Origin of the sequence: Rhizobium sp. N621, assembly GCF_001664325.1 — a bacterium.
GTDB classification, from domain to species: Bacteria; Pseudomonadota; Alphaproteobacteria; order Rhizobiales; family Rhizobiaceae; genus Rhizobium; species Rhizobium esperanzae.
Genome location: NZ_CP013495.1, coordinates 4,189,832 through 4,212,781, shown reverse-complemented (window position 1 = coordinate 4,212,781; position 22,950 = coordinate 4,189,832). Strand labels below are relative to the sequence as shown.

Annotated in this window: 25 protein-coding genes; 16 read left to right on the top strand and 9 right to left on the bottom strand. The window is 61.0% G+C overall.

Features of this window, described 5'->3' with window-relative positions; all coding sequences use genetic code 11:
* Positions 1–26 precede the first annotated feature (26 nt).
* The gene (locus tag AMK00_RS20250; RefSeq protein ID WP_064805509.1) at positions 27–767 is read left to right on the top strand and encodes a DUF1223 domain-containing protein; all 741 of its coding nucleotides are present in this window, start codon (positions 27–29) and stop codon (positions 765–767) included.
* A gap of 313 nt (positions 768–1,080) precedes the next feature.
* Positions 1,081–1,482 carry a DUF2794 domain-containing protein gene (locus AMK00_RS20245; protein WP_064805507.1) on the top strand — a complete coding sequence of 134 codons (402 nt, stop codon included), beginning with the start codon at positions 1,081–1,083 and terminating at the stop codon, positions 1,480–1,482.
* A gap of 6 nt (positions 1,483–1,488) precedes the next feature.
* Here AMK00_RS20245 and AMK00_RS20240 read toward each other — a convergent pair whose 3' ends face one another.
* From AMK00_RS20240 to AMK00_RS20225, 4 genes are all read right to left on the bottom strand, one after another.
* Positions 1,489–2,046, bottom strand: a complete 558-nt coding sequence (locus tag AMK00_RS20240) for a GNAT family N-acetyltransferase (RefSeq protein ID WP_064805505.1) — start codon at positions 2,044–2,046, stop codon at positions 1,489–1,491.
* Positions 2,047–2,152: 106 nt separating this feature from the next.
* Complete coding sequence (locus AMK00_RS20235; protein ID WP_064805503.1) at positions 2,153–2,881, bottom strand: Bax inhibitor-1/YccA family protein; 729 nt, start codon at positions 2,879–2,881, stop codon at positions 2,153–2,155.
* Positions 2,882–3,177: 296 nt separating this feature from the next.
* Positions 3,178–5,721, bottom strand: coding sequence for an ABC transporter permease (locus AMK00_RS20230; protein WP_064805501.1), 2,544 nt, complete (start codon positions 5,719–5,721; stop codon positions 3,178–3,180).
* Entirely contained in the window at positions 5,718–6,425 is a 708-nt protein-coding gene (locus AMK00_RS20225) for an ABC transporter ATP-binding protein (protein ID WP_064805499.1), read from the bottom strand. The genes AMK00_RS20230 and AMK00_RS20225 overlap by 4 nt, the downstream gene beginning before the upstream one ends.
* 72 nt (positions 6,426–6,497) lie before the next feature.
* On the opposite strand from AMK00_RS20225, the gene AMK00_RS20220 reads away from it, so the two are divergent.
* Both AMK00_RS20220 and thpR read left to right on the top strand, forming a co-directional pair.
* Positions 6,498–7,142, top strand: coding sequence for an arylesterase (locus AMK00_RS20220; protein ID WP_064805497.1), 645 nt, complete (start codon positions 6,498–6,500; stop codon positions 7,140–7,142).
* A gap of 68 nt (positions 7,143–7,210) precedes the next feature.
* A complete protein-coding gene (thpR, locus tag AMK00_RS20215) occupies positions 7,211–7,804 on the top strand; it encodes an RNA 2',3'-cyclic phosphodiesterase (protein WP_064805495.1) in 594 nt (197 codons plus the stop codon).
* Here the strand turns inward: thpR and AMK00_RS30990 are convergent.
* Positions 7,711–8,211: a low molecular weight protein-tyrosine-phosphatase gene (locus tag AMK00_RS30990; protein WP_082240338.1), complete on the bottom strand. Its 501-nt coding sequence runs from the start codon at positions 8,209–8,211 to the stop codon at positions 7,711–7,713. The two genes, thpR and AMK00_RS30990, sit on opposite strands and share 94 nt — an antisense overlap.
* Before the next feature lie 33 nt (positions 8,212–8,244).
* Between AMK00_RS30990 and AMK00_RS20205 the strand changes: the two genes are divergently transcribed.
* A complete protein-coding gene (locus AMK00_RS20205; protein ID WP_064805491.1) occupies positions 8,245–8,550 on the top strand; it encodes a 4a-hydroxytetrahydrobiopterin dehydratase in 306 nt (101 codons plus the stop codon).
* A 57-nt stretch (positions 8,551–8,607) separates the two neighbouring features.
* Positions 8,608–9,000, top strand: a complete 393-nt coding sequence (locus tag AMK00_RS20200; RefSeq protein WP_064805489.1) for a YkvA family protein — start codon at positions 8,608–8,610, stop codon at positions 8,998–9,000.
* Positions 9,001–9,015: 15 nt separating this feature from the next.
* Here the strand turns inward: AMK00_RS20200 and AMK00_RS20195 are convergent, their stop codons facing one another.
* Positions 9,016–9,576 carry a sigma-70 family RNA polymerase sigma factor gene (locus AMK00_RS20195; protein ID WP_064805487.1) on the bottom strand — a complete coding sequence of 187 codons (561 nt, stop codon included), beginning with the start codon at positions 9,574–9,576 and terminating at the stop codon, positions 9,016–9,018.
* 335 nt (positions 9,577–9,911) lie between these two features.
* On the opposite strand from AMK00_RS20195, the gene AMK00_RS20190 reads away from it, so the two are divergent.
* From AMK00_RS20190 to AMK00_RS20170, 5 genes are all read left to right on the top strand, one after another.
* On the top strand, positions 9,912–10,421 hold the full coding sequence (locus AMK00_RS20190; RefSeq protein WP_064805485.1) for an invasion associated locus B family protein: 510 nt from the start codon (positions 9,912–9,914) through the stop codon (positions 10,419–10,421).
* Positions 10,422–10,668: 247 nt separating this feature from the next.
* Positions 10,669–11,898 carry a 23S rRNA (adenine(2503)-C(2))-methyltransferase RlmN gene (gene rlmN / locus AMK00_RS20185; protein WP_064805483.1) on the top strand — a complete coding sequence of 410 codons (1,230 nt, stop codon included), beginning with the start codon at positions 10,669–10,671 and terminating at the stop codon, positions 11,896–11,898.
* Between the two features lie 93 nt (positions 11,899–11,991).
* Positions 11,992–12,945: an ABC transporter substrate-binding protein gene (locus tag AMK00_RS20180; RefSeq protein ID WP_064805481.1), complete on the top strand. Its 954-nt coding sequence runs from the start codon at positions 11,992–11,994 to the stop codon at positions 12,943–12,945.
* 121 nt (positions 12,946–13,066) lie between these two features.
* Positions 13,067–13,945: an ABC transporter permease gene (locus AMK00_RS20175; protein WP_064805479.1), complete on the top strand. Its 879-nt coding sequence runs from the start codon at positions 13,067–13,069 to the stop codon at positions 13,943–13,945.
* On the top strand, positions 13,942–14,736 hold the full coding sequence (locus tag AMK00_RS20170) for an ABC transporter ATP-binding protein (RefSeq protein ID WP_064805477.1): 795 nt from the start codon (positions 13,942–13,944) through the stop codon (positions 14,734–14,736). Before AMK00_RS20175 ends, AMK00_RS20170 begins: the two co-directional genes overlap by 4 nt.
* A gap of 60 nt (positions 14,737–14,796) precedes the next feature.
* On the opposite strand, the gene AMK00_RS20165 is transcribed toward AMK00_RS20170, so the two are convergent.
* Complete coding sequence (locus tag AMK00_RS20165; RefSeq protein ID WP_064805475.1) at positions 14,797–15,438, bottom strand: LysE family translocator; 642 nt, start codon at positions 15,436–15,438, stop codon at positions 14,797–14,799.
* An 84-nt stretch (positions 15,439–15,522) separates the two neighbouring features.
* Complete coding sequence (locus AMK00_RS20160; RefSeq protein ID WP_064806393.1) at positions 15,523–16,374, bottom strand: SDR family NAD(P)-dependent oxidoreductase; 852 nt, start codon at positions 16,372–16,374, stop codon at positions 15,523–15,525.
* A gap of 176 nt (positions 16,375–16,550) precedes the next feature.
* Between AMK00_RS20160 and AMK00_RS20155 the strand changes: the two genes are divergently transcribed.
* The 4 genes from AMK00_RS20155 to AMK00_RS20140 all read left to right on the top strand — a co-directional run bounded on the left by AMK00_RS20155 (position 16,551) and on the right by AMK00_RS20140 (position 20,050).
* The gene (locus AMK00_RS20155) at positions 16,551–17,774 is read left to right on the top strand and encodes an argininosuccinate synthase (RefSeq protein ID WP_064806391.1); all 1,224 of its coding nucleotides are present in this window, start codon (positions 16,551–16,553) and stop codon (positions 17,772–17,774) included.
* 271 nt (positions 17,775–18,045) lie between these two features.
* Positions 18,046–18,648: a TetR/AcrR family transcriptional regulator gene (locus AMK00_RS20150; RefSeq protein ID WP_064805474.1), complete on the top strand. Its 603-nt coding sequence runs from the start codon at positions 18,046–18,048 to the stop codon at positions 18,646–18,648.
* 41 nt (positions 18,649–18,689) lie between these two features.
* Positions 18,690–19,151 (top strand): cupin domain-containing protein, encoded by a 462-nt coding sequence (locus AMK00_RS20145; protein WP_237352966.1) that lies wholly within the window; start codon positions 18,690–18,692, stop codon positions 19,149–19,151.
* A 257-nt stretch (positions 19,152–19,408) separates the two neighbouring features.
* The gene (locus tag AMK00_RS20140) at positions 19,409–20,050 is read left to right on the top strand and encodes a LysE family translocator (RefSeq protein ID WP_064805472.1); all 642 of its coding nucleotides are present in this window, start codon (positions 19,409–19,411) and stop codon (positions 20,048–20,050) included.
* A gap of 95 nt (positions 20,051–20,145) precedes the next feature.
* On the opposite strand, the gene AMK00_RS20135 is transcribed toward AMK00_RS20140, so the two are convergent.
* Complete coding sequence (locus AMK00_RS20135) at positions 20,146–20,577, bottom strand: hypothetical protein (protein ID WP_064805470.1); 432 nt, start codon at positions 20,575–20,577, stop codon at positions 20,146–20,148.
* A gap of 227 nt (positions 20,578–20,804) precedes the next feature.
* Here AMK00_RS20135 and AMK00_RS20130 point away from each other — a divergent pair, with 227 nt between their 5' ends.
* Positions 20,805–22,892, top strand: coding sequence for a M3 family metallopeptidase (locus tag AMK00_RS20130; RefSeq protein WP_064811517.1), 2,088 nt, complete (start codon positions 20,805–20,807; stop codon positions 22,890–22,892).
* The last annotated feature ends 58 nt before the right edge of the window (positions 22,893–22,950 follow it).

The following is a 22,950-nucleotide window of genomic DNA, read 5'->3' as shown; positions in this document are numbered from 1 at the left end:
CGGCGCTGAAAAAGAGGTGCAGGTGAATGTCCCCCCGTTTCTTGATTTCGCTGATCGCCGGCATTGCTTTTGCAGGCTCGCTGCATGCCGAAGACGGCAAGCCCAGAGGCGTCGTCGAGCTTTTCACGTCGCAGGGCTGCTCCTCCTGTCCTCCCGCTGATGCCGCCTTCCGCAAGCTGGTGAACCAGGGCGACGTCATCGCGCTCGCCTATCATGTCGATTACTGGAATTATCTCGGCTGGGCCGATACGCTGAGCTCCAAGGAAAATACCGAGCGGCAGTACGGCTACGCCAGGACGATGGGCCGCAGCAACGTCTATACGCCGCAGGCGATCGTCAACGGGCGCGGCCATTTGGCCGGCGCCGATCTCACCGGTATCAACAGCAAGATCGACACATACAGCATCGAAGGCAACGGGCTGACCGTTCCCATCAGCGCGGCGATGCGCGGCGACGAGCTGGAGATCAAGATCGGCGAAGGACAGGGCAAGGCCAATGTCGTGATGGTCTATTTCGACAAGGAAAAGACGATCGACGTCGAAAAAGGCGAAAACAGCGGCAAGAAGATCTCCTATCTGCACAGCGTCACCAATGTCGAAACCGTCGGCATGTGGGACGGCAAGGCGACCAGTCTGACGCTGCCGGCGAGCGTCCTGCAGCGACCGCAGCTCGAGGGCTGCGCGATCCTGCTGCAGTCGGCGACGGCCGACGGCGATCCGGCAGCGATTCTCGGCGCAACCGTGGTGATGGCGGGAAAAAATATCTGATATTTCGCCCGATGACGGGTGAAATGCCGGGCGGCCCGGCCGAGCGTATTCGGGGCTGGGGTTAAGGTCGATACGCTCCGCCGGGCCCTTTGGCGCGCTGGCGCCAAACCGGGATGCATAAATCCCCTGCAAATGAGGCGCTGTTTTGACTGAAATGCGGCACAGGGGAGAAAGCATTGCTTGGTCCCCAACGAAGGTGCCTGGACGTGCGGCGCTGCGGTACGGCCAAATGTGAGGAGCCGCACTCTTGCAATTTGCGGCGGCTCGGGCAAACTGTCACTCTCCTGTCACAAGCGGAGGCCTTGGAGACCTGATGACAGATCAGCCGGATTTGCGACACGGCGAAAGCCGCTCCGTCGACAATAGTTCCTCGGTCGTCGTCGATCTCAGGGAGTACAAACAAAGCAAGGATCCGCTTCCGGTGACCTTCCACCGGCGTGAGCTGGACGCGATCCTCTGGATCTACGGCCGCATGGTCGGCGAGGGGGAATGGCGCGATTACGCCATCGACCATCTGAAGGACAGAGCAGTCTTTTCCGTCTTCAAGCGCTCCGGCGAGATGCCGCTCTTCCGGATCGAAAAGAACCCGAAGCTTGCCGCCAAACAGGGCGCCTATTCTGTCATCAACGTCAACGGCATGATCCTGAAGCGCGGGCACGAGCTGAATCAGGTCCTCAAGGTGTTCGACAAGGCATTGAAACTCGTCGATAAATAATTCTCATCAGCCCGGAAACAACGAACCGGGATAGGTGGAGGGATCCGGATCGGTCGTCATGCCCTCGCCGAGGCTGCGCTGCATGAGCATCGTGTCCAGCCAGCGGCCGTGCTTGTAGCCGGTGCCCTTCATCAGTCCGACCTCCACAAAACCTGCCTTCAGATGAAGCGCAATCGAGGCCGGGCTCGCGCCGCCGATGACGGCTACCATCTGACGAAAGCCAAGCGCGGTGCAGCGGTCGATCAGCTCGACCATCAGTGCCTTGCCGATGCCACGGCCGCGGGCTTCGGGCGCCAGGTAGATCGAATCCTCCACCATCCAGCGATAGGCGGGGCGGGTGCGGAAGGCCGACGCATAAGCGTAGCCCAGGAGTTTCCCGTCAGCATCGGTTGCGGCGACATAGGGATATTGCTGGCTGACGATCGCGGAAAAACGCTGGGCCATTTCGGCCTCGGAGGGCGGCGCAATCTCGTAGCTTGCAACGCCATTCAAGACCGAGTCACGATAGATCTCCGTAATGGCGGGGATGTCGGCTTGGGAGGCGTCGCGCAGGAGGAAGGACATCGGGCGGCAGGTCCATCGGAAGAGCAGGCTCCTCTAAAACCACCCCTGCGAAACCGGCGCAACAAAAAAGGCGGCCGAAGCCGCCTTTTCGATCTCAATGCGCCTGTTATCTGCGGTTGCCCATGAACTGCAGCAGGAACATGAAGAGGTTGAGGAAGTCGAGATAGAGCGTCAGTGCGCCCATGATCGCCTTGCGACCGGCGACAGCGACGTCATCGGCTTCGAAGTAGAGTTCCTTGATCCTCTGCGTGTCGTAGGCGGTGAGGCCTGCGAAGATCAGCACGCCGATCACCGAGATCGCGAACTGCAGCGCGGATGAAGCCAGGAAGATGTTGACGAGCGAGGCGATGATCAGGCCGAAGAGACCCATGATCAGGAACGAACCCATCGCCGACAGGTCACGCTTCGCCGTATAGCCGTAAAGCGACAGCGCGCCGAAGGAGGCGGCGGTGACGAAGAAGGTCTGAACGACGCTCTGGCCCGTATAGACCAGGAAGATCGACGAGAGCGACAGCCCTACCAGGCCGGCGTAGATCCAGAAGGTGGTCTGAGCGGCGGACACGCTCATCTGATGAATGCGGAAGCTCAGGAAGAAGACGACCGCAAGGGGGGCAAGGATCACGACCCAGCGCAACGGCGACTGGAACAGAAGCGCGCCAAACTGGGTGAGCTGGCCGTCCTGGACCGCGAAGTTGAATCCGAGATATGCGGCCACGCCGGTGATCGCCAGGCCCAGCGCCATCAGGTTGTAGACCTTGAGCATATATGCGCGCAGGCCTTGATCAATCATCTCGCCGGTCTGGACGCGGCTTTGATAGTTACGAAGATCAGCCATAGTTTCCTCTTACAAGCTCCGAAGGAGATACGGTGTCGGGGTTCTCGACCCGGGCGCCGCTGCGGAGCTCCAGCATGCCTGCAGACAATATGAGGCCTTAGCCCTTTGCAAACAAGGGGCTTGCAAAGGCGCGGACGGTTAAATCGCCGTAAGGTGAAGGCTTTGGGGCGGCGCCAGAGCGGTTCAGCTTTTCAAGGAAACGCAGAACCGCTCGAACCTTTTGGATATATGCAATCCCGCAAAAGCGCTTCGCGCTTTGCCTGGGAAAACCGCTTCGCACTTTCCTGGAATTGCTCTCAAAGCTCGCGCAGCACAGGCGCGGCCTTCTGCCCGAGGATGCGCCAGGTGCCGACGAGGCCGATGCCGACGGTCAGAACGAGTGCCGTCACCAGCGTCAGTCCTGCCACATCAGGCAGGAAGGCAGAGGGCAGTCGCATGATGCGGGCGACGATGAACCAGGCGGCAATACCGCCGGCAAAGAGTGCGAAGATCGCGGTTGCCAGTCCGAGGATCAGATATTCGTAGCTGAAGGCACGAATCAGCATGGCGCGCGTGGCGCCGAGCGTCTTCAGCACCACCGCGTCGTGGGTGCGGGCCCTGTTGCCGGCGGCGAGCGCCCCGGCAAGAACAAGAATCGAGGCGATGAGCGCCACCGATGCGGCGGCTCGGATCGCGGTCGCAAGCTGGGCGACGAGCTGGTTGACGATATCGATCGCGTCCTTGACGCGCACGCTGGTGATCGTCGGATAGGTATTGGTGACGGATTTCAGAATTGCCGCATCTTCGGCCGGCGTCGAGGAGGGATCGGTCAGCGTCGCCAGCCAGGCATGCGGGGCGCCGCGGAAGGTGTTCGGCGAGAAGACCATGACGAAATTGATCGACAGCGATTCCCACTGAACACGGCGCAGATTGGCGATCTTGGCCGTGATATTGCGCCCCAGCACGTTGACGGTGACGCTATCGCCGATCTTCAGGCCGAGTTCATGCGCCTCTTCGGAGGAGAAGGAGACCAGCGGCTCGCCGTTGTAATCCTTGTCCCACCAGCTGCCTTCGGTGAGCGCGGCATTTTCCGGCAGCGTGTCGGCGTAGGTGATGCCGCGGTCGCCGTTCAGCACCCAGCGGCCGGCGGCCGGCACGTTCATCTTGGTGACGTCCTCGCCGTTGAAGGCGATGATCCGGCCGCGCAGCATCGGCACCTCCATCAGCTTGCCCTTCGGCGCCTGCGCCTGGACAAGATTGCGGAAGGCGTCGACCTCGGCACTCTGGATATCGACGAAGAAGAAGTTGGGTGCACCCTCGTTCATGCGGCCGGTCAGCTGCTGGCGCAGGTTGCCGTCGATCAAGGTCAGGGTCACCAGCAATGCCAGGCCGAGGCCGAGCGAGAGCACCACTGATGGCGTCAGCGCGCCCGGGCGGTGGATGTTGCCGATCGCGAGCCTCAGCGCCGGCGAGTGAACGCGCGGGCTGCGGCGCGCGAGCCAGGCAATCAACGCGGCGACGAGGCGCAGGACAACGAAGGCAAAGACGATTGCGCCGACGAAGACGACGGCGATGAAGCGATCATAGGCGGTGAGGATGGCAAGGCCGGCAAGGGCTGCCATGAAAAGGGCGGCAAGCAGGATATAGGGCCAGGACGGCAGACGGCGGGCCTCGAAGCCCTGCTCGCGGAAGAGTGCGGTCGCGGGCACTTCGCGGGCATGGCCGAGCGGCAAAATGGCGAAGGCGAGCGTCGTCAGGATGCCGAAGAGCGTCGCAAGGAGCAGCGCGCCGGGATAGAGGGTCGGCGCGGTTGAGACCGGCAGGAATTGCGCCAGGAACTGCGCCGCAAAGATCGGCGACAGGGCGCCGATGACGAGGCCGATCATGATGCCGCCAAGGGCGATGATGGCGATCTGAAAGAGATAGATCAGAACGACAACGGCGGCCGGAGCGCCGAGGCATTTGAAGGTGGCGATGGTGGTGCGCTTGGAATCGAGGAAAGCGCGTACGGCATTGGCGACACCGACGCCACCGACGATCAGCGCAGTCAGGCCGACCAGCGTCAGGAATTGCGAGAAACGGGTGATGTTCTCGGTGAGCGAGGGTGCTGCGCGGTCGCTGGTGCGGATCGACCAACCGGCGGAGGGAAACTCCTTGGAGGCGCGCGCCTGGATGCCCGAGATCGCGTGCTTGTCTTCCAATCGGATCTTGTAGGCGTGTTCGACCAGGCTTCCGGTCTGGATCAGCCCCGAGGCTTCGAGCGCCTGTCGGCTGACGAGCAGACGCGGCGCAAAACCGAAGCCTTCCGACAGCGCGTCCGGCTCGGTTTTGACAGTGCCGGTAATGCTGAGCTTGACATTGCCGAGCAGCAATTCGTCGCCGACCGCAAGGCCAAGCCGATCGAGAAGCAGCGGGGCGGCGACCGCGCCATAGGTGCCGCCTTGGTCGGAGAGCAGGGCTGTAAGCGGATAGTCCGGTTCGGCGATGAACCTGCCGTAGAGCGGATAGGCGTCGTCGATGGCCTTGACCTCGACCAGCGCCTGGTCGGAACCGTCGGGCTTGCGGGCCATCGAGCGCAGGCCCGTTGAAACCGAAACGGTTCCCAGGCCCTGAAGGAAGCTCATTTCCTGAGGTGTCGCCTGGCGATTGTTGAGTTCGAAGCGGACGTCGCCGGCCAGCAACTCCTGCCCCTGCGAGGCGATCGTGTCGGTGATCGACTGCGAAACGGAATTGACGGCGGCGATCGCACCGGTGCCGAGCGCGATGCAAGCCAAAAAGATGTAGAAGCCACGAACGCCGCCGCGCAGTTCGCGGAGCGCCAGGCGAAAAGCGAGCGCGACGCGTGGCGTGACCATGCTCATGCGATTGCCGCCTCGCTGCGGCGGGCGGCGCTGTCGCCCTCGATCCTGCCGGAACGGACGCGGATCTGGCGCGAGCAGCGGTTTGCCAGCGAGACGTCGTGGGTGACGAGAAGCAGGGTCATGCCGCGTTCGGCCTGCTTGGCGAAGAGAAGATCGGCGATCTGTCGGCCCGTTTCGGTATCGAGATTGCCTGTGGGCTCGTCGGCAATCAGCAAGGCGGGCGAGGGAGCGAGCGCTCTGGCAATCGCCACGCGCTGTTGCTCGCCGCCGGAAAGCTGGCCGGGATAGTGGTTCAGCCGTTCGCCGAGACCGACCGAACTCAGTTCGCGATGGGCGATTTCGAAGGCGTTGCTGATATTGGCGAGCTCCAGCGGCACCGCGACGTTTTCCAGCGCCGTCATGTTGGCGATCAGATGGAAGGACTGGAAGACGATGCCGATATTGCGGCCGCGGAAATCGGCGACCTCATCCTCACTCAGGGCGTGGAGCGGCGTGTCATTGATATTGATTTCGCCACTGTCGAGCTTTTCCAGTCCGGCAAGCACCATCAGCAGAGTGGATTTGCCGGAGCCGGAAGGGCCGACGATGCCGACGGATTCGCCAGCGGCGATATCGAGATCGATGCCCTTCAGAACATGGACGGAGGCGGCCGCACTGCCAAGGGTGAGATCGGCGCCCTTCAACTCGATGATGGTTTTTGCCAACAGAAATCGCCCTATATTAATCTCTAACGCAATGGCCGCATAACGGCACCTCGCCAATCTAGGGAAGCCAGAATGAGATTTAAAGTTGCCGCGCTTCAATTCACCGTCATCGCGGTGTCGCTGATCTTTGCCGTGGGCGCAAATGCGCGGACGATCAACCTCGTCGGGCTCGGGGACAGCCTGATGGCGGGTTATCAGCTGCCGCCCGGCGAGGGCTTTCCGGAAAAGCTGCAGACGGCGTTGAAGGCCAAGGGACTCGACGTTTCCATTGCCAATGCCGGGGTCTCGGGCGACACCACGACAGGTGGGCTTGCCAGGGTCGACTGGTCCGTCCCCGACGGCACCGATGGCGTTATCCTCGAGCTTGGCGCCAATGATGCGCTGCGCGGTATTCCGCCGGAAGAAAGCGAGAAAAACCTCGACCAGATGATCGCCCGGCTCAAGGCGCGCGGCATAGCGGTGCTGCTTGTCGGCATGATGGCGCCGCCGAACATGGGAGCGGATTATGCGGCGCGCTTCAATCCGATTTATCGGAAACTTTCCGACAAATATGGAGTTCGACTTTACGCCTTCTTCCTCGACGGGGTTGCGCTCGATGCGGGGCTGAAGCTCGATGACGGCATGCATCCGAACGCGAGAGGTGTCGACGTCATGGTCGAGAAAATGGAAGCTGATGTCACAAATTTCATCGATACGATTTCTTCTGTGAAGAATTAGGGGCTTGCACGGCCATTGATTGCGTGATTCCGTGTAAGCACCTGCAAAAGATTCGGGGAGTGCTCGTTATGCCGAGACTGTTTACCGCCCTCGAAATTCCGCGCAATGCGGCAATGAGCCTTTCATTGCTGCGCGGTGGCCTCCCCGGAGCACGATGGATCGATGTGGAGAATTACCACATCACGCTGCGCTTCATCGGTGATGTCGACGGTCGTACGGCCGATGAAATCGTTGAGCGCCTCGACCGGATCGATCGGCCGGAATTTCAGTTCCGGCTCGAAGGCATCGGGTCCTTCGGCTCGAAGAAGCCGCATTCGGTCTGGGCAGGCGTTTCTCACTCGCCTGAGATGTACGCCCTGCAGGGCGAGATCGAACGGATCTGCCAGCGCATCGGCCTGCCGCCGGATCCGCGCAAGTTCACGCCGCACGTGACGCTGGCCCGGCTGAAATCCTCGCGGCTCGACGATGTCGTGCAATACCTGAGTGGGCGCGGCAACTTCCACACCGCGACCTTCACGGCGCCGCGTTTCGTGCTGCTTTCATCGCGCGAATCGGTCGGCGGCGGGCCCTACCTCACCGAGGAAGTGTTCCCGCTGCACGAAGTACGTTCGGCGACCAGCGTTTCGAGCAGGCTGCTGCAGCCGGTCAAGAGCTTGGTATAGAGCAGCTCGAAACCTTCCGGACCGCCATAATAGGGGTCGGCAATGTCCTCCCCCGTTCCCAGCGCGATATCGCCGAACAGCTGGATATTCGCCTCGGGAGAGGTGATCCTGTTGAGTTCAGCCACGTTGTCGCGGTCCATGGCGACGATCAGATCGACACTGACGAAATCGATCGAACGGATGCGCCGGGCACGTTGCCCTGCTATGTCGATGCCATGGCGGCGGGCAACAGCGATCGAACGACGGTCGGGCGGTTCACCTTCATGCCAGCCGCCGGTGCCGGCGGAATCGATCGTGAAACGATCTCTCAGCCTCGCCTGGTTAACAAGGTGGGTAAAAATTCCCTCCGCGAGCGGAGAACGGCATATATTGCCCATACAAACGAAAAGGATGCTGATGTCTTTCATCGGTAACCTGCTGACGGATGAGAGGATCATGGCATGAAACAGGAAAGACTGGAACGGGCAGCGGCCGAGGAACGACTGGCCGAGCTTTCAGGCTGGGCGCTCAATGATGCGGCCTCTTCGATCTCGAAATCGTTCAAGTTTTCAAATTTCATCGAGGCCTTCGGCTTCATGACACAGGCAGCGATTACGGCCGAGAAACTCAACCACCATCCCGAATGGTTCAATGTCTATTCCCGGGTGGATGTGACGCTGAACACGCATGATGCCGGCGGGCTGACGGAACTGGATTTCAAGCTCGCCCGGGCGATGGACAAGGCGGCAGCACGCGGTGCCGTTTGAAGATTGAAAGCCGAAAAGCCGTCACCATATGTTCGCATGGACGAAAGGATGTCAGGGATGGACGAGGTCAAATTCGGGGAAATCCTGCTGCCGGGCGACGAGGACACCCAGAGCCGGCGGGAGAAAACCGTACGGCAGAAATTCTGGCCGACGTTCCGGCGGGCCGTGCGGCAAATTCCCTTCTCGCGCGACGTCGTCGCCGGTTTCTACTGTGCGCTCGATCCGCAGACGCCGACCAAGGTCCGCGGCGTGCTGCTTGCAGCGCTCGCCTATTTCGTCATGCCGGTCGACATGATCCCGGATATTTTCGCCGTCATCGGCTTTTCTGACGACATCGCCGTGCTTTCCGCCGCCTTTGCCATGGTGCGCGGTCATATCCGGCCGAGCCATTACGACGCGGCGGACCGCGTGCTTGCCGACCGGCCCGTGGACACAATGAAAACGATTTGAAGGTCACGGCGCGGTTCACCTGAGTTCCTGCTCCAGCATCTTGCGAAGCTTTCCAAAAGCAAGCCGAATACGTGATTTCACCGTGCCGAGCGGCAGCCCGGTCGCTTCGGCGATCTCAGAATGCGATTGGCCGAGGAAGAAGGCGGCACGCAGCATGTCGCGCTGTTCTTCGGGCAGCTGTTCGACCGCGGCGCGCAGCTTGGCGTCGCGATCGCCACTGGCGATGATTTCATCGGCGCCGATCTCGGCCGATGGCAGCAGGGTCGGGTCGGTTTCGTCGAAAGTACGGGTGCCGGTGCGGCGCCGCAGATCGATGCGGCGGTTGCGGGCGATGCGAAAAAGCCAGGTCGACAGAGAAGATCGCGTCGCATCGTAGAGATAGGCCTTGTGCCAGAGCACGATCATGATCTCCTGCACCAGCTCTTCGGCCTCGCCTGATGTCATCTTCTGGCGCATCAGCCAGCTCTTCAGTCGCGGCGCGAAATAGTCGAACAGGATGGAAAAGGCCTGCTGGTCGCGATCATCTGCGACAGCCTTTGCGAGGGCAGCGAAACGCCGTCTTTCCCAGGCATCCATGTTGTCTCACCAGCCCCCGCGGCGAAAATTTCGTCCCGGATTTCCAAAGTCTTAATGAGGTACAGCGGATTTTTGAAAGGTCAAACTCTTGCCTGAATCTTTGTGTCTTAAGTTCAGCCGAACGGCCAGCCGGTGCCATCGGCGCACCGGCATCGCAGCCGATTTCGGCAAGGGGCAAAAGTGGTAGTCGAGCTGAAATGACACAGGCACATACAAATCGCAGCTATTGTTGACCATTTGGTAACCTGAATTAAGTCAAAATAAAGCAGATCGTGATTATGCGGCGCCCGCTATGATCGCTTCGGGCCTTGAATCGCAAGAACCGGCAGGAATCCATGTTTGTAAGAAGTATCGTATCCGCCCTCGCCCTCACCCTGACAATGGCCGGAGTGGCGGCAGCGCAGCAGGCCGCGCCGACCCGCATTCAGCAGTTCCAGGCTTGGGGCGCCTATTCCTATAAGTCGGGCAACAGCACTGTGTGCTACGTGCTATCCGTTCCAACGGCAAAGCAGCCGGCAAGCGTCGACCACGGCGACAATTTCTTCATCGTTTCGCAGCGTCCGGGCCAGAACATCTCCTACGAGCCGCAGGCGATGATGGGCTACACGGTCAAGGAAAATTCAAAGATCAACGTCGTCATCGACAACAAGACCTTCGTGATGTTCACCAAGGACAAGGCCGGCTGGGTGGAGAACGCGGCGCAGGAGCCGGCCCTCGTCGCAGCGATGAAGACCGGTCATTCGATGACGGTCAATGCCGTCTCGCGCAAGGGCACGGGCACGTCCTACAGCTATTCGCTCTCGGGCATCTCGGCAGCGCTGAAGCAGATCGAAAGCTGCAAGTAGGCGGGACTTCCAGTCACAAAGTTTCAAGAGCCGGCCTTGTGCCGGCTCTTGCCATTTCCATCTATAGTGACGCGCGGGCAAAATGATGCTAAAGGCCGCGCAAACAGCGGACAGATCGCGATATCAGTCGCCGTCCGCCATCAATTTCTGCCAATGTGCCGTCATGCCTCCGCAAGTCTTCCGGATCAAATCCTGAAGTCCGCGGCTTGCGGAACGGTTACGTGTTTTAATTCGAGGTCAGAAGCCTATGTCCGTCATGGATGCGATCGTCGTCAACAAACCTCAGGCCGCGCGCCCCTCTTCCGGCGCCGAGAAGCCGTCGTTGATCGGGCTCTCCCGCGAGGAAATGGCGGCGGCGCTCCGGGAAAAAGGTGTACCCGAAAAGCAGATCAAGATGCGCGTCTCGCAGCTCTGGAACTGGATCTATGTGCGCGGCGTCTCCGATTTCGACCATATGACCAATGTCGCCAAGGACATGCGTGAGATGCTGAAGACGCATTTCACCATTGCGCGTCCGGAAATCGTCGAGGAGCAGGTCTCCAACGACGGCACGCGCAAATGGCTGCTGCGTTTTCCCGCGCGGGGCGCAGGCCGCCCGGTCGAGATCGAGGCCGTCTACATTCCGGAAGAGGGCCGCGGCACGCTCTGCATCTCAAGCCAGGTCGGCTGCACCCTGACCTGCTCCTTCTGTCACACCGGGACACAGCGGCTGGTGCGCAACCTGACGGCGGAGGAAATCCTGTCGCAGCTGCTGCTCGCTCGCGACCGGCTCGGCGATTTTCCGGATCGTGAAGCGCCGCAAGGCACGATCATGCCTGCAGAGGGCCGCAAGGTCAGCAATATCGTCATGATGGGCATGGGCGAGCCGCTCTATAATTTCGACAGCGTCAAGCAGGCGCTGCTGATCGCCACGGATGGCGACGGCCTGTCGCTGTCCAAGCGACGCGTGACGCTTTCCACCTCCGGTGTCGTGCCGGAGATCTTCCGCACTGGCGAGGAGATCGGCGTCATGCTGGCGATCTCGCTGCATGCGGTGCGAGACGACCTGCGCGACATCCTCGTGCCGATCAACAAGAAGTACCCGCTGAAGGAGCTGATCGACGCCTGCAAGGCCTATCCGGGCCTTTCCAATGCGCGGCGCATCACCTTCGAATATGTGATGCTGAAGGATGTCAACGACAGCCTCGAAGACGCGAAAGGTTTGATCAAGCTCCTGAAGGGCGTGCCGGCGAAGATCAACCTCATTCCGTTCAATCCGTGGCCCGGCACCAATTATCAGTGTTCGGATTGGGAGCAGATCGAGAAATTCGCCGATTTCATCAATTCGGCCGGTTACGCCTCGCCGATCCGCACCCCGCGCGGCCGCGACATCCTTGCCGCCTGCGGCCAGCTGAAATCGGAATCCGAACGCATGCGCAAGACAGAGCGCCTGGCCTTCGAGGCAATGATGATCGCCAATCACGGCGCCGACGACTGATCAGCAAGTTTGATCCTCGCTGCAATTCTCCTGCATTGATTTAAGCATGCGCTTTTCCTAATAGTGCCGCCAAAATCATTCAGGAGGACATCCATGCGCCCGATTCTGCTCGCTCTTGCCGCCACTTTGGCGCTTTCCCTGCCCGCCAAGGCCGATGATGTGACCGTTGCCGTGACGGCGATCGTCGAGCATCCCGCGCTCGATGCCGCCCGCAGGGGCGTTCTCGACGTGCTGACGGCCGCCGGCTACAAGGAAGGCGAGAACCTGAAATTCGTGTTCGAATCGGCGCAGGGCAATCCGGCGACGGCGGCCCAGATTGCCCGTCAGTTCGCCGGTGATGAGCCCAATGTCATCGTGCCGATCTCCACGCCCTCGGCCCAGGCCGTCGTGTCGGCGACGCGCGACATTCCGGTCGTCTTCACGGCCGTATCCGATCCGCTCGGCGCCCAGCTCGTCAAGAACATGGATAAGCCCGGCGGCAATGTCACCGGCCTTTCCGACATGTCTCCCGTCGGCGAGCATCTGGCGCTGATCAAGGAAATCGTACCGAAGGCCAAAACAATTGGTTACCTTTACAATTCTGGTGAGGCGAATTCCGTTTCGCTGCTCGCAGTGTTGAAGGCCGAAGCCGAGAAGGCCGGCTTGACGGTCGTGGAGTCGGCGGCCACCAAGTCCGCCGAGGTTCAGGGTGCGGCGCGCGCCCTCGTCGGTCGCGCCGATGCGATTTATGTTCCGACCGACAACACCATCATCTCCGCGCTCGAAGGTGCCGTCGCGGTTGCCGAAGAAAGCAAGCTGCCGCTCTTCACCGCCGATACGGATTCGGTATCGCGCGGTTCGATCGCCGCCCTCGGCTTCAACTATTACGATGTCGGCAAGCAGACGGGCGAGATCGTCGTTCGTGTGCTGAAGGGCGAGAACCCGGGCGATATCGCAGTCAAGACCGCTGCCGGCAGCGATCTGGTGGTCAACAAGGCTGCCGCGGCCAAGATGGGCGTCACCCTGCCCGAGAGCGTGCTTTCGCGCGCCAACAAAGTCATCGAGTAAGCGCTCATCTTTACATCAACCATTCACATTCAGCCGCTCCCGTTTGCGCGGGGGCGGCTGAAGTATTAAAAGGCTGCGGTTTCGCGACGGGCGGAACGGAAACAAAAAGGGGCTGAAAGCCTTGAGCCAAATCGCATTCTGGGGGGCCGTCGAGCTCGGCCTGGTCTATTCCTTCGTCGCCCTCGGCGTCTATCTCGCCTTCCGCGTCCTCGATTTTCCCGACCTGACGGTGGACGGTTCCTTTCCGCTCGGCGCCGCAGTGACAGCCGTTCTGATCATTGCCGGCGTCAATGCCTGGCTTGCGGCTTTGATCGCGATGGCGGCAGGGGCGGGCGCGGGCATGGTGACGGCGCTGCTCAATGTGCGCTTCAAGATCCTCAACCTGCTTGCCTCGATCCTGACGATGATCGCGCTGTTTTCCGTCAATCTTCGAGTGATGGGAAAACCCAATGTCGCGCTCATCAATGCCGATACGATGATCAGCCCGTTCTTCGGTCATGGCCTGCGTGATTTCTACGTGCGGCCGCTCTTCGTCGGCGTTCTCGTCGTCGTCGCGCTGATTCTGGTCTGGCGTTTTCTGGAAAGCGATGCCGGGCTTGCGATGCGCGCGACCGGCGCCAATGCGCGCATGGCCCGCGCCCAGGGCGTCGACACCAGCCGGCAGATCTATCTCGGCATGGCGATTTCGAACGCGCTGGTGGCCTTCGGTGGCGCCTTGTTTGCCCAGACCAACGGCTTTGCCGACGTCACTTCGGGCGTCGGCACGATCGTCGTCGGTCTTGCCGCCGTCATCATCGGCGAGACGCTGCTCGGACGCCGGGGTCTGCTAATCGCGCTCGTCGGCTGCGTGCTCGGCTCGATCCTCTACCGCATCGCCATCCAGCTGGCGCTGTCGAGCGACGTTATCGGCCTGCAGGCCTCCGACCTCAATTTCGTGACGGCAGTGCTGGTGACCTTCGCACTCATTCTTCCCCGTCTTCGCCGAGGTGCCGCATCGTGATCAGCGTCAGGGATATCAAGGTCGTCTTCGGACGCGGCACGCCGCTGCAGAAGCAGGCGCTGAACGGCGTCAGTCTGACCATCGAACAAGGCTCCTTCGTCACCGTCATCGGCTCCAATGGCGCCGGCAAATCGACGCTGCTCGGCGTGCTCGCCGGCGATGTCATCCCGAGCGAAGGACAGGTTCTGATCGGCAAGAGCGATGTGACGCGCAAATCGACGGCGGCCCGCGCCGGCCTGGTGGCGCGCGTCTTCCAGGATCCGCTGACGGGCAGCTGCGGCTCGTTGTCGATCGAAGAGAATCTTGCTCTGGCCGCCCGGCGCGGTGAAAAGCGCGGCCTTGTGCCCGCGCTCGGCGGCAAGCGCCGCGACTATTTCAAGGAGCGGATCGCCGAGCTCAATCTCGGGCTGGAAAACCGGCTGAAGGATCGCATGGATCTGCTTTCGGGCGGGCAGCGGCAGGCCGTGTCGCTCGTCATGGCGACCCTTGCCGGCTCGGAAGTGCTGCTGCTCGACGAACATACGGCAGCGCTCGATCCCGGCATGGCCGAGTTCGTGATGAACCTCACGCAGAAGATCGTTGCCGAGCGCAAGCTGACGACGATGATGGTCACACATTCCATGCGCCAAGCGCTGGATTACGGCCACCGCACGATCATGCTGCATGGCGGCGAGATCGTTCTCGACGTGGCGGGTGACAGCAGGAAGGGCCTACAGGTCGAAGATCTGATCGCCATGTTCCGCAAGATGCGCGGCCAGACGCTCGATGACGATGCTTTGCTGATTGGCTGAACCTACAGCGTGCCGATCGGATAAACCGACAGCGTGCTGATCGGCTGAGCCGACCGCGACCTATCGAGCCTGGGTGAGCAGGATTTTGGCGGCGAAGATCGAGAAGACGCTGGCGAAGGTGTAATCCATGCCGCGCAGAACCTTCTTGTTGTTCTGCAGCCAGGATGCCAGCCAGTCGGCGGCAAAGACGACGGCGGCATTGACGGGCATACCGATCAGGATGAAGCAAAAGCCGAGAAACAGCAGTTTACGCGTGACGGCGGGATCGCCGGCGCTGACGAATTGCGGCAGGAAGGTCATGAAGAAGATGATGACCTTGGGATTCAGGAGATTGACCCAGAAGCCGGATGAGATGTTGGCAAGCGCGGTGCCCTTCTGCGTCTCGATCTTGGCAACGATGAGCTTCGAGCCGAAGCGGATGGCCTGCACTGCGAGCCAGAACAGATAGGCCGCGCCGCCGGTCTTCAGGATCAGAAAAGCCGTTGGTGAGGCGGTGATCAGCGCCGAGATGCCGAAGGCGACCAGCATGGTGTGGACGACGATGCCGAGGCTGGTGCCGACGACGACGAAGAGGGCAGACTTCTTGCCTTGGGCCAGCGCGCGGCTGATCGACAACGTCATGTCAGGGCCGGGCGTCGCCGCAAGGAGGAGCGTCGCGGCGGCAAAGGCCAGAAGTGTTGGAAGGCTGGGCACGAAATCCATGGCACTCTCTGCAAGCCGGACAACCCTGACGATCTCTAAACCGGCTTTCAGAAAATTACCAATCAAACCTCCTGATGTCGCCGATCACTTCTGCTCCAGGAAGGCCTTGAACTTGTCGGCATAATCCTTGTGCCAGCGCGACAGCGGCGGGCGGTTCTCGATGATGTCGCCGGCCGCCCAGGCCATGCGGCGTTCATCGACCGGGCGGGGTACGTCGTTGTCCGGGCAGAGGATATAGAAATCGCCGCGTTCCAGGCTTTCGACCATGAAGTCGACCGTCTGTTCCGGTGTCCAGGCGCCGGCCGGCTTTTCCGCGCGGTCGCCCTTGGTGAGACCGGTGAAGACGAAGCCGGGGATCAGCAGATGCGCGGAGATCTTCGCGTCTTTGGTGTTGCGAAGCTCATGCTCGAGCGCTTCGGTAAAGACTTTCACGCCAGCCTTGGAGATGTTGTAGGCGGGGTTGCCCGGCGGCGTGGTGATGCCCTGCTTCGAGCCGGTATTGATGATCAGGCCAGGCTCGCCGTGGGACAGCATTTTCGGCCCGAAGACGCGCGTGCCGTTGACGACGCCCATCAGGTTGACGGCGAAGATATGATCCCAATTCGCCTGCGCACTGAAGATCGAAGTCTCCGGACCGATCCCGGCATTGTTCATCAGCACATGCACACGGCCGAAACGCTGGAGCACGGCGCGTTCGAGCGCCTCCAAGGAGTCCCTACTGGCGACGTCGGTCTCGACCGCCATGACATCTTCTTCGCCGGCAATGGCCTTGAGTTCGTCGGCGGCGGCGGCCAGCCGATCGCCGCCGAGATCGGCGATGACGACACTCATGCCGCGTCCGGCGAAATATTTCGCCGCCGCCAGGCCGATGCCGGAGGCACCGCCGGTGACCACGGCAACATTGGATTTTTTGAAAATGTCTTGAATATTCGTCACGGGGAGCCCCTCCTCGATCATTGCTAGGACGTTGGCGAATATGGGCTCCGCTTTCGCACTGTCAAACGCTATCGGCGCCGGCGGTGTCGCACTTGCCCTTGCGTCACGCGCCAATCTCGCTAAAAGTGCCGCGACACCGGGTTTTCGCCGGCCTTTATGCAACGGACCTCATCATCATGGCATCATACAAAGACGTGAAGAAAGTCGTGCTCGCTTATTCTGGCGGCCTCGACACCTCGATCATCCTGAAGTGGCTGCAGACGGAACTCGGCGCCGAAGTCGTCACCTTCACCGCCGATCTCGGCCAGGGCGAGGAGCTGGAGCCGGCGCGCAAAAAGGCCGAAATGCTGGGCATCAAGGAGATCTATATCGAGGACGTCCGCGAGGAATTCGTGCGCGACTTCGTCTTTCCGATGTTCCGCGCCAATGCCGTCTACGAGGGCGTCTACCTGCTGGGCACCTCGATCGCCCGTCCGCTGATCTCAAAGCACCTGATCGATATCGCCCGCAAGACCGGCGCCGACGCGATCGCCCACGGCGCGACCGGCAAGGGCAATGACCAAGTTCGCTTCGAGCTCTCCGCCTATGCCCTGAACCCCGACATCAAGATCATCGCGCCGTGGCGCGATTGGGCGTTCAAGAGCCGCACCGAGCTGTTGGCCTTTGCTGAACAGCATCAGATCCCGGTCGCCAAGGACAAGAAGGGTGAGGCTCCGTTCTCCGTCGACGCCAACCTTCTGCATTCCTCTTCCGAGGGCAAGGTTCTCGAGGACCCTGCCCAGGAGGCGCCGGAATATGTGCATATGCGCACGATCTCCCCGGAAGCAGCGCCCGACAAGGCGACGACAATCAAGGTCGGCTTCCGCAAGGGCGATGCCGTGTCGATCAACGGCGTCGAGATGTCGCCGGCGACGCTGCTCGCGACGCTCAACACCTACGGCCGCGACAACGGCATCGGCCGTCTCGATCTCGTCGAGAACCGCTTCGTCGGCATGAAGTCGCGTGGCGTTTACGAGACGCCCGGCGGCACGATCCTGCTCTCGGCGCATCGCGCCATTGAATCGGTCACGCTCGACCGAGGTGCCGCCCATCTTAAGGATGAGATCATGCCGCGTTACGCCGAGCTGATCTATTACGGCTTCTGGTTCTCGCCGGAGCGCGAGATGCTGCAGGCGCTGATCGACAAGAGCCAGGAGCATGTCGAAGGCGAAGTGACGCTGAAGCTCTACAAGGGCAACGTCATGGTCATCGGCCGCGAAAGCGAAAAGTCGCTCTACTCCGACACGCTCGTCACTTTCGAGGATGACCAGGGCGCCTACGATCAGAAGGACGCAGCCGGCTTCATCAAGCTCAACGCGCTGCGCCTGCGCACGCTCGGCAAGCGCAACCTCGGGAAGTAATCACGGAATTCGTCTTCGGACGGACATCAGCCCGCCGGCATTGCCGCGCGGGCTTTTTTTATGGAATGCGTGGCAAGCGCGCCGATATCTCTCGGGGCATTCAAGATGACCGGATTGCGCCAACAACGGTCATCAATCGTCGCTGTTCGCGCGCCATCGCCTGCGTCTGGGTCTTGCCGATACCCCTCTCCGCGAAGGGTCAACAACCCCAGTTGACATGATCGTAAAATTGTGTCACTACAAGAGACATTAATACATCATGAGAGACATAATGTCCCAACAGTCGCCCACACGAAAGTACAGCTCTCCCTTGCGGGAGTCGCAGGCCCAGGAAACAAGGGAGCGCATCCTGCGCGCCACCTCAGACCTTCTCAACGGCAATGCGTTCGCGGACATTTCCATGGACGATGTCGCGCGGTCTGCCGGGGTGGAGAGGCGAACCGTGTTCCGACATTTCGCAACGAAGGAAGCGCTGTTCGACGCGTTCTGGGTCCGCATTAACCAAAGCATGAATGCGGCGACCCTTCCGACGACCCTGGAGGAGCTTCTTCGCTCGCCCCTCGACGCCTTTCCGCAGTTCGACAAGAACGAAGGTATCATTCGCGCCAGCCTTCATACGCCAACGGGTCACGCCATGCGGATGCGGACGGTCAAGGCACGGCGCACCGCGTTCCGAACGTGCCTTGAAGAGGCCAATCTGGATGTAAATTCCAAGAGCGCCCGCAAGGTCGAGGCGCTCTTCCACCTTCTCTACAGCGCCAGCGCCTGGGAAACGCTTAAGGACTACGGCGGATTGACGGGGAAGGACGCGGGACAGGTCGCGTCCTGGGCGATGCAGGCGCTGTTGAAGGCGGCCGAGACCGACGAGAACTGATCACACACATGCCGGCGAGGGCCGGCTTAACGATGGAGACGATGATGGATCAAGCATTCAAGACACGAGACACTGCGGACGCCCTTTGGGTCATTCGCGACAAGGTGCAGTTCATGGGCGAAGTGCCGGAGAAGGGCTTGTCGATCCTGGAGGTGACCGTGCCCCCCGGTTCCGGTACGCCGCCGCACAAGCACGAATCCGTGGAGATATTCCGGGTCCTGAGCGGCGAGATTACCTTCACGGTGTTCGACAGCGTACCTCCCTCGCAAATGGTCGCGCGGCCCGGCGACGTTCTCACCCTGCGCTCCTTCCAGCCGCACAATTATGCCAATACCGGAAGCATCCCCGCGCAGATGATCGCCGTCGTGGAAAACTCGATGAGCCACTTTTTCCGCGACGTCGGCCAGAGCGAAGTTCCGCCAGATGGCCCTCCTTCGGCCGAGGAAATCGGCGCCGTATTGGCGGCGTGCCAGAGGCATGGAATTGAGGTCCTAGGCAGCTGATGGTGGCCGGGCGACGGCGACATCCGTCGCCCTCCCAACCGACCACGACCCGTTGCGGAAGCGCCCTGGACGCGGCGGCAGGCTCGAGCCCGGCCGACGCCAACCGGAAGGTGATGACGATATGCAGATTGCGATTGGAGCGGTTCAGCTTTTTACGGACGCGCAGAACGGCTCCGACCTTTTCATGGCCGTGCCATCGCCCTTGACGGATGCCTGCCATCGCTTAGTCTGCTCCGGTCATTCTTCGGAGCATTTTCATGACGCAGTCCCTGCTTTTCGGCGCCTTTCTGGCGGCGCTGTTCTACGTGCTCATACCAGGCCCCGCCTTTCTGCAACTGCTCGGCATCGGCGCCGGGCAGGGGCGCAAGGCCGGCGCCTTGTTCATGATGGGGCATCTGGTCGGAGATCTCATCTGGTCGTCGCTGGCGCTGATTGCGATCGTCGGCGCCAAGACAATCGGGACCTTCGTCTTCGATCTGCTCGGGCTCGCCTGCGGCTTCTACCTCGCCTGGATCGGCTGGGGCGCCGTCAATGCCAAGCCGAAAGCGGATGGGCAGGCGCTTGTTATGGTCGAGCGGCCGTTCCGGCGTGGCCTGATTTTCGGGGTCACCAATCCGAAGGGGTACCCGGTGGCGCTTGCCACCTTCACGGCGCTGGTCGCGGGCTCGGCCGGTGCACTCGATTTCGAGGCGCTGCCGGTGCTTCTCGTTGTGTCCTTTCTGGGGTTTGTGACCGCCGACATCATCCTGATCGGCGTCATCGGCGCGGGTGCGGTGCGGCGCTTCTATCGCGCACATGAGCGGCTGATCGTGCGCTCGTCCGGCGTGCTGTTCATGGGCTTTGCCGCACAGGCGCTATGGCACGCAACGCCAGGCCTCATCGGTTGGCGCAAGGCCTGACTTAGGAACCGGATGTATCATCCTGTTCTAAACTGGATAATGAGAGCATGATGTCGTCCGAAAAATCGCTCAGACTTTTCGGCATCATGCTTTGATCAGCCATCCAGAAAGTTGACGATTGATTTCAGCGTCTGAACCTCATGAGGATCGCCGATCGACATGGCGACCTGCAGTTGGTTCTTATAATAATCGAGGAAATTGAAACTCGTGCCGTCGGTGACGCTGGAGAGATCGATGATATTGCCCAGCGGATCGATCGCATGCATCGGCAACGGTTCGGAGATCGCGGCGTAAGTGTGCTGATCGATCAGACCGCTATCGAAGCTTTGGCGGGCGTAGTTGCGCAGCTCGCCAGGGCTGACGGCGGTGAAATCCGGCCCCTCGTCGAGATTATCTTCGATGTGAAACGAAACCGGTGCCGGAGCCTTGGTCTCGATTTGAATATCGGCAGTCTTCGAATTTCTTGCGTTATTAGGGTTGTTTTTAAATAGCAAACTCTGAGAAGACCGCAGGGAAAAAATTTCCATGGCGCATGTCCCCTGGCAGGAAGATCACCGGGAAACTAGCGCCTGTGCCTGATTCGCGTCAATCGTTAACAAACGGTTAATTTTCAACTGTCAAATCTTGTCCACCGGCATTGGTTGACGTGCGTCAGATCGCCGAACGAGGCAAAAGGCCCCTTGCCACGACATACCAATTCCGTGATGGCTCTCCTATATTGACCATCCGTTCGCATACCAAAAGGAATTCTCCGATGGCTTCTCCCCATGATTTCAATCCGGCGCTCGTCAACTGGGACGCTCTCCACGGCCTGCCGCGGTTCGATGCCGTCGATGACGGCGATTTTTCCGCCGCTTTCGACGCCGCACTCGCCGCGCATGAACAGGAGATCGACGAGATTGCCGGAAACAGCGATGCGCCGACCTTCGACAATACTGTGGTGGCGCTGGAGATTGCCGGCGATGCGCTCTCGCGCGTTTCGGCGCTGTTCTGGAACAAGGCGGGCGCACATACCAACGAAGTCATCCAGGCGCTGGAGCGTGAGATCTCGCCGAAGATGTCACGCCACTATTCAAAGATCGGGATGAACGCCGCGCTCTTTTCCCGCATCGATGCGCTTTGGGAGACGCGCGAGAGCCTGGGGCTGACGCTGGAGCAGACGCGGGTGCTGGAACGCCATTGGAAGGGTTTTGTCAAATCCGGCGCCAAGCTCGAAAAACCCGAGCAGGAGAAACTTGCGGCGATCAATGAAAAACTCGCGGGCCTCGGAACACAGTTCGGTCAGAACGTGCTGGCCGATGAGAAGGCCTGGGCGCTCATCCTTTCCGAGGGCGCGGAACTCGACGGGCTGCCGGAATTCCTGCGCGACGCGATGGCGGCGGCGGCGCGCGAACGCGGCGAGGAGAGCAAATATGCGGTGACGCTGTCGCGCTCGATCATCGAGCCATTCCTGACCTTTTCGGAGCGCCGCGATCTGCGCGAGCAGGCGTTCAAGGCTTGGGTGGCGCGTGGGGCAAACGGCGGGGAAACCGACAACCGCGCCGTCATCAAGGAAACGCTGGCGCTGCGCCATCAGGTGGCGAAGCTTCTCGGCTACGCCAATTTCGCCGAGCTGAAACTCGACAACACGATGGCGAAGACGGCAGATGCGGTGAACGGCCTGTTGAAAGCCGTCTGGGCGCGGGCGGTGAAACGCGCCGGCGAGGAAGAGGTCGACATCGCGACGCTGATCGCCGAGGAGGGCCGGAATCATGAGGTAATGCCCTGGGACTGGCGCCACTACGCCGAAAAGATCCGAGCCCGGAAGTTCGATTTTTCCGAGGCCGAGCTCAAGCCTTATCTGCAGCTCGAAAAAATCATCGACGCCTGCTTCGACGTGGCCGGCCGGCTGTTCGGCATCCGCGCGGTCGAGAAGAAGGGTGTCGCGGCCTATCACCCCGACGTCAGGGTGTTCGAAATCAGGGATCGGGACGACAGGCTGGTCGCCCTCTTCCTCGGCGACTATTTCGCCCGGAGCTCGAAACGCTCAGGCGCCTGGATGAGCTCGCTGCAATCGCAGCACAAGCTGCAACTGAAGAACGGCCGCCGCGGCGAGTTGCCGATCATCTACAATGTCTGCAATTTCGCCAAACCCGCCGAAGGCAAGCCGGCGCTGCTGTCGCTCGACGACGCCCGCACGCTGTTCCATGAATTCGGCCATGCGCTGCACGGCATGCTTTCAAACGTCACCTATCCCTCGGTCTCCGGCACCGGCGTCTCGCGCGATTTCGTCGAGCTGCCCTCGCAGCTGTACGAGCATTGGCTGACGGTCCCCGCCATCCTCAAGAAATATGCCGTGCATTTCGAGACGGGCGAGCCGATGCCGCAGGTGCTGCTCGACAAGGTGCTGGCGGCCCGCACCTTCAATGCCGGCTTCAATACGGTCGAGTTCACCTCGTCGGCGCTTGTCGACATGGCGTTTCATACGCGACAGGCCGTCGACGACCCGATGGCGGTGCAGGCGGAGGTGCTGGCCGAGATCGGCATGCCGAAATCGATCGTCATGCGCCACGCCACACCGCACTTCCAGCACGTCTTCTCCGGCGGCTATTCGGCCGGCTATTATTCCTACATGTGGTCCGAGGTGCTTGACGCCGACGCCTTTGCCGCCTTCGAGGAGACGGGCGACGCCTTCAACGGCGAGATGGCGAAAAAGCTCAAGGAAAATATCTATTCCACCGGCGGCTCGGTCGATCCGGAGGATGCCTATAAGGGCTTCCGCGGCAAGCTGCCGAGGCCGGATGCGATGCTCGTCAAGAAGGGACTTGCGACCTTCGAGGAATTGACAGGCAGCGACGCTTAAGACAGTTTGATGACATCAAGCAAAGCGGCATGGTGAAAGCCATGCCGCAGCTTTCGCG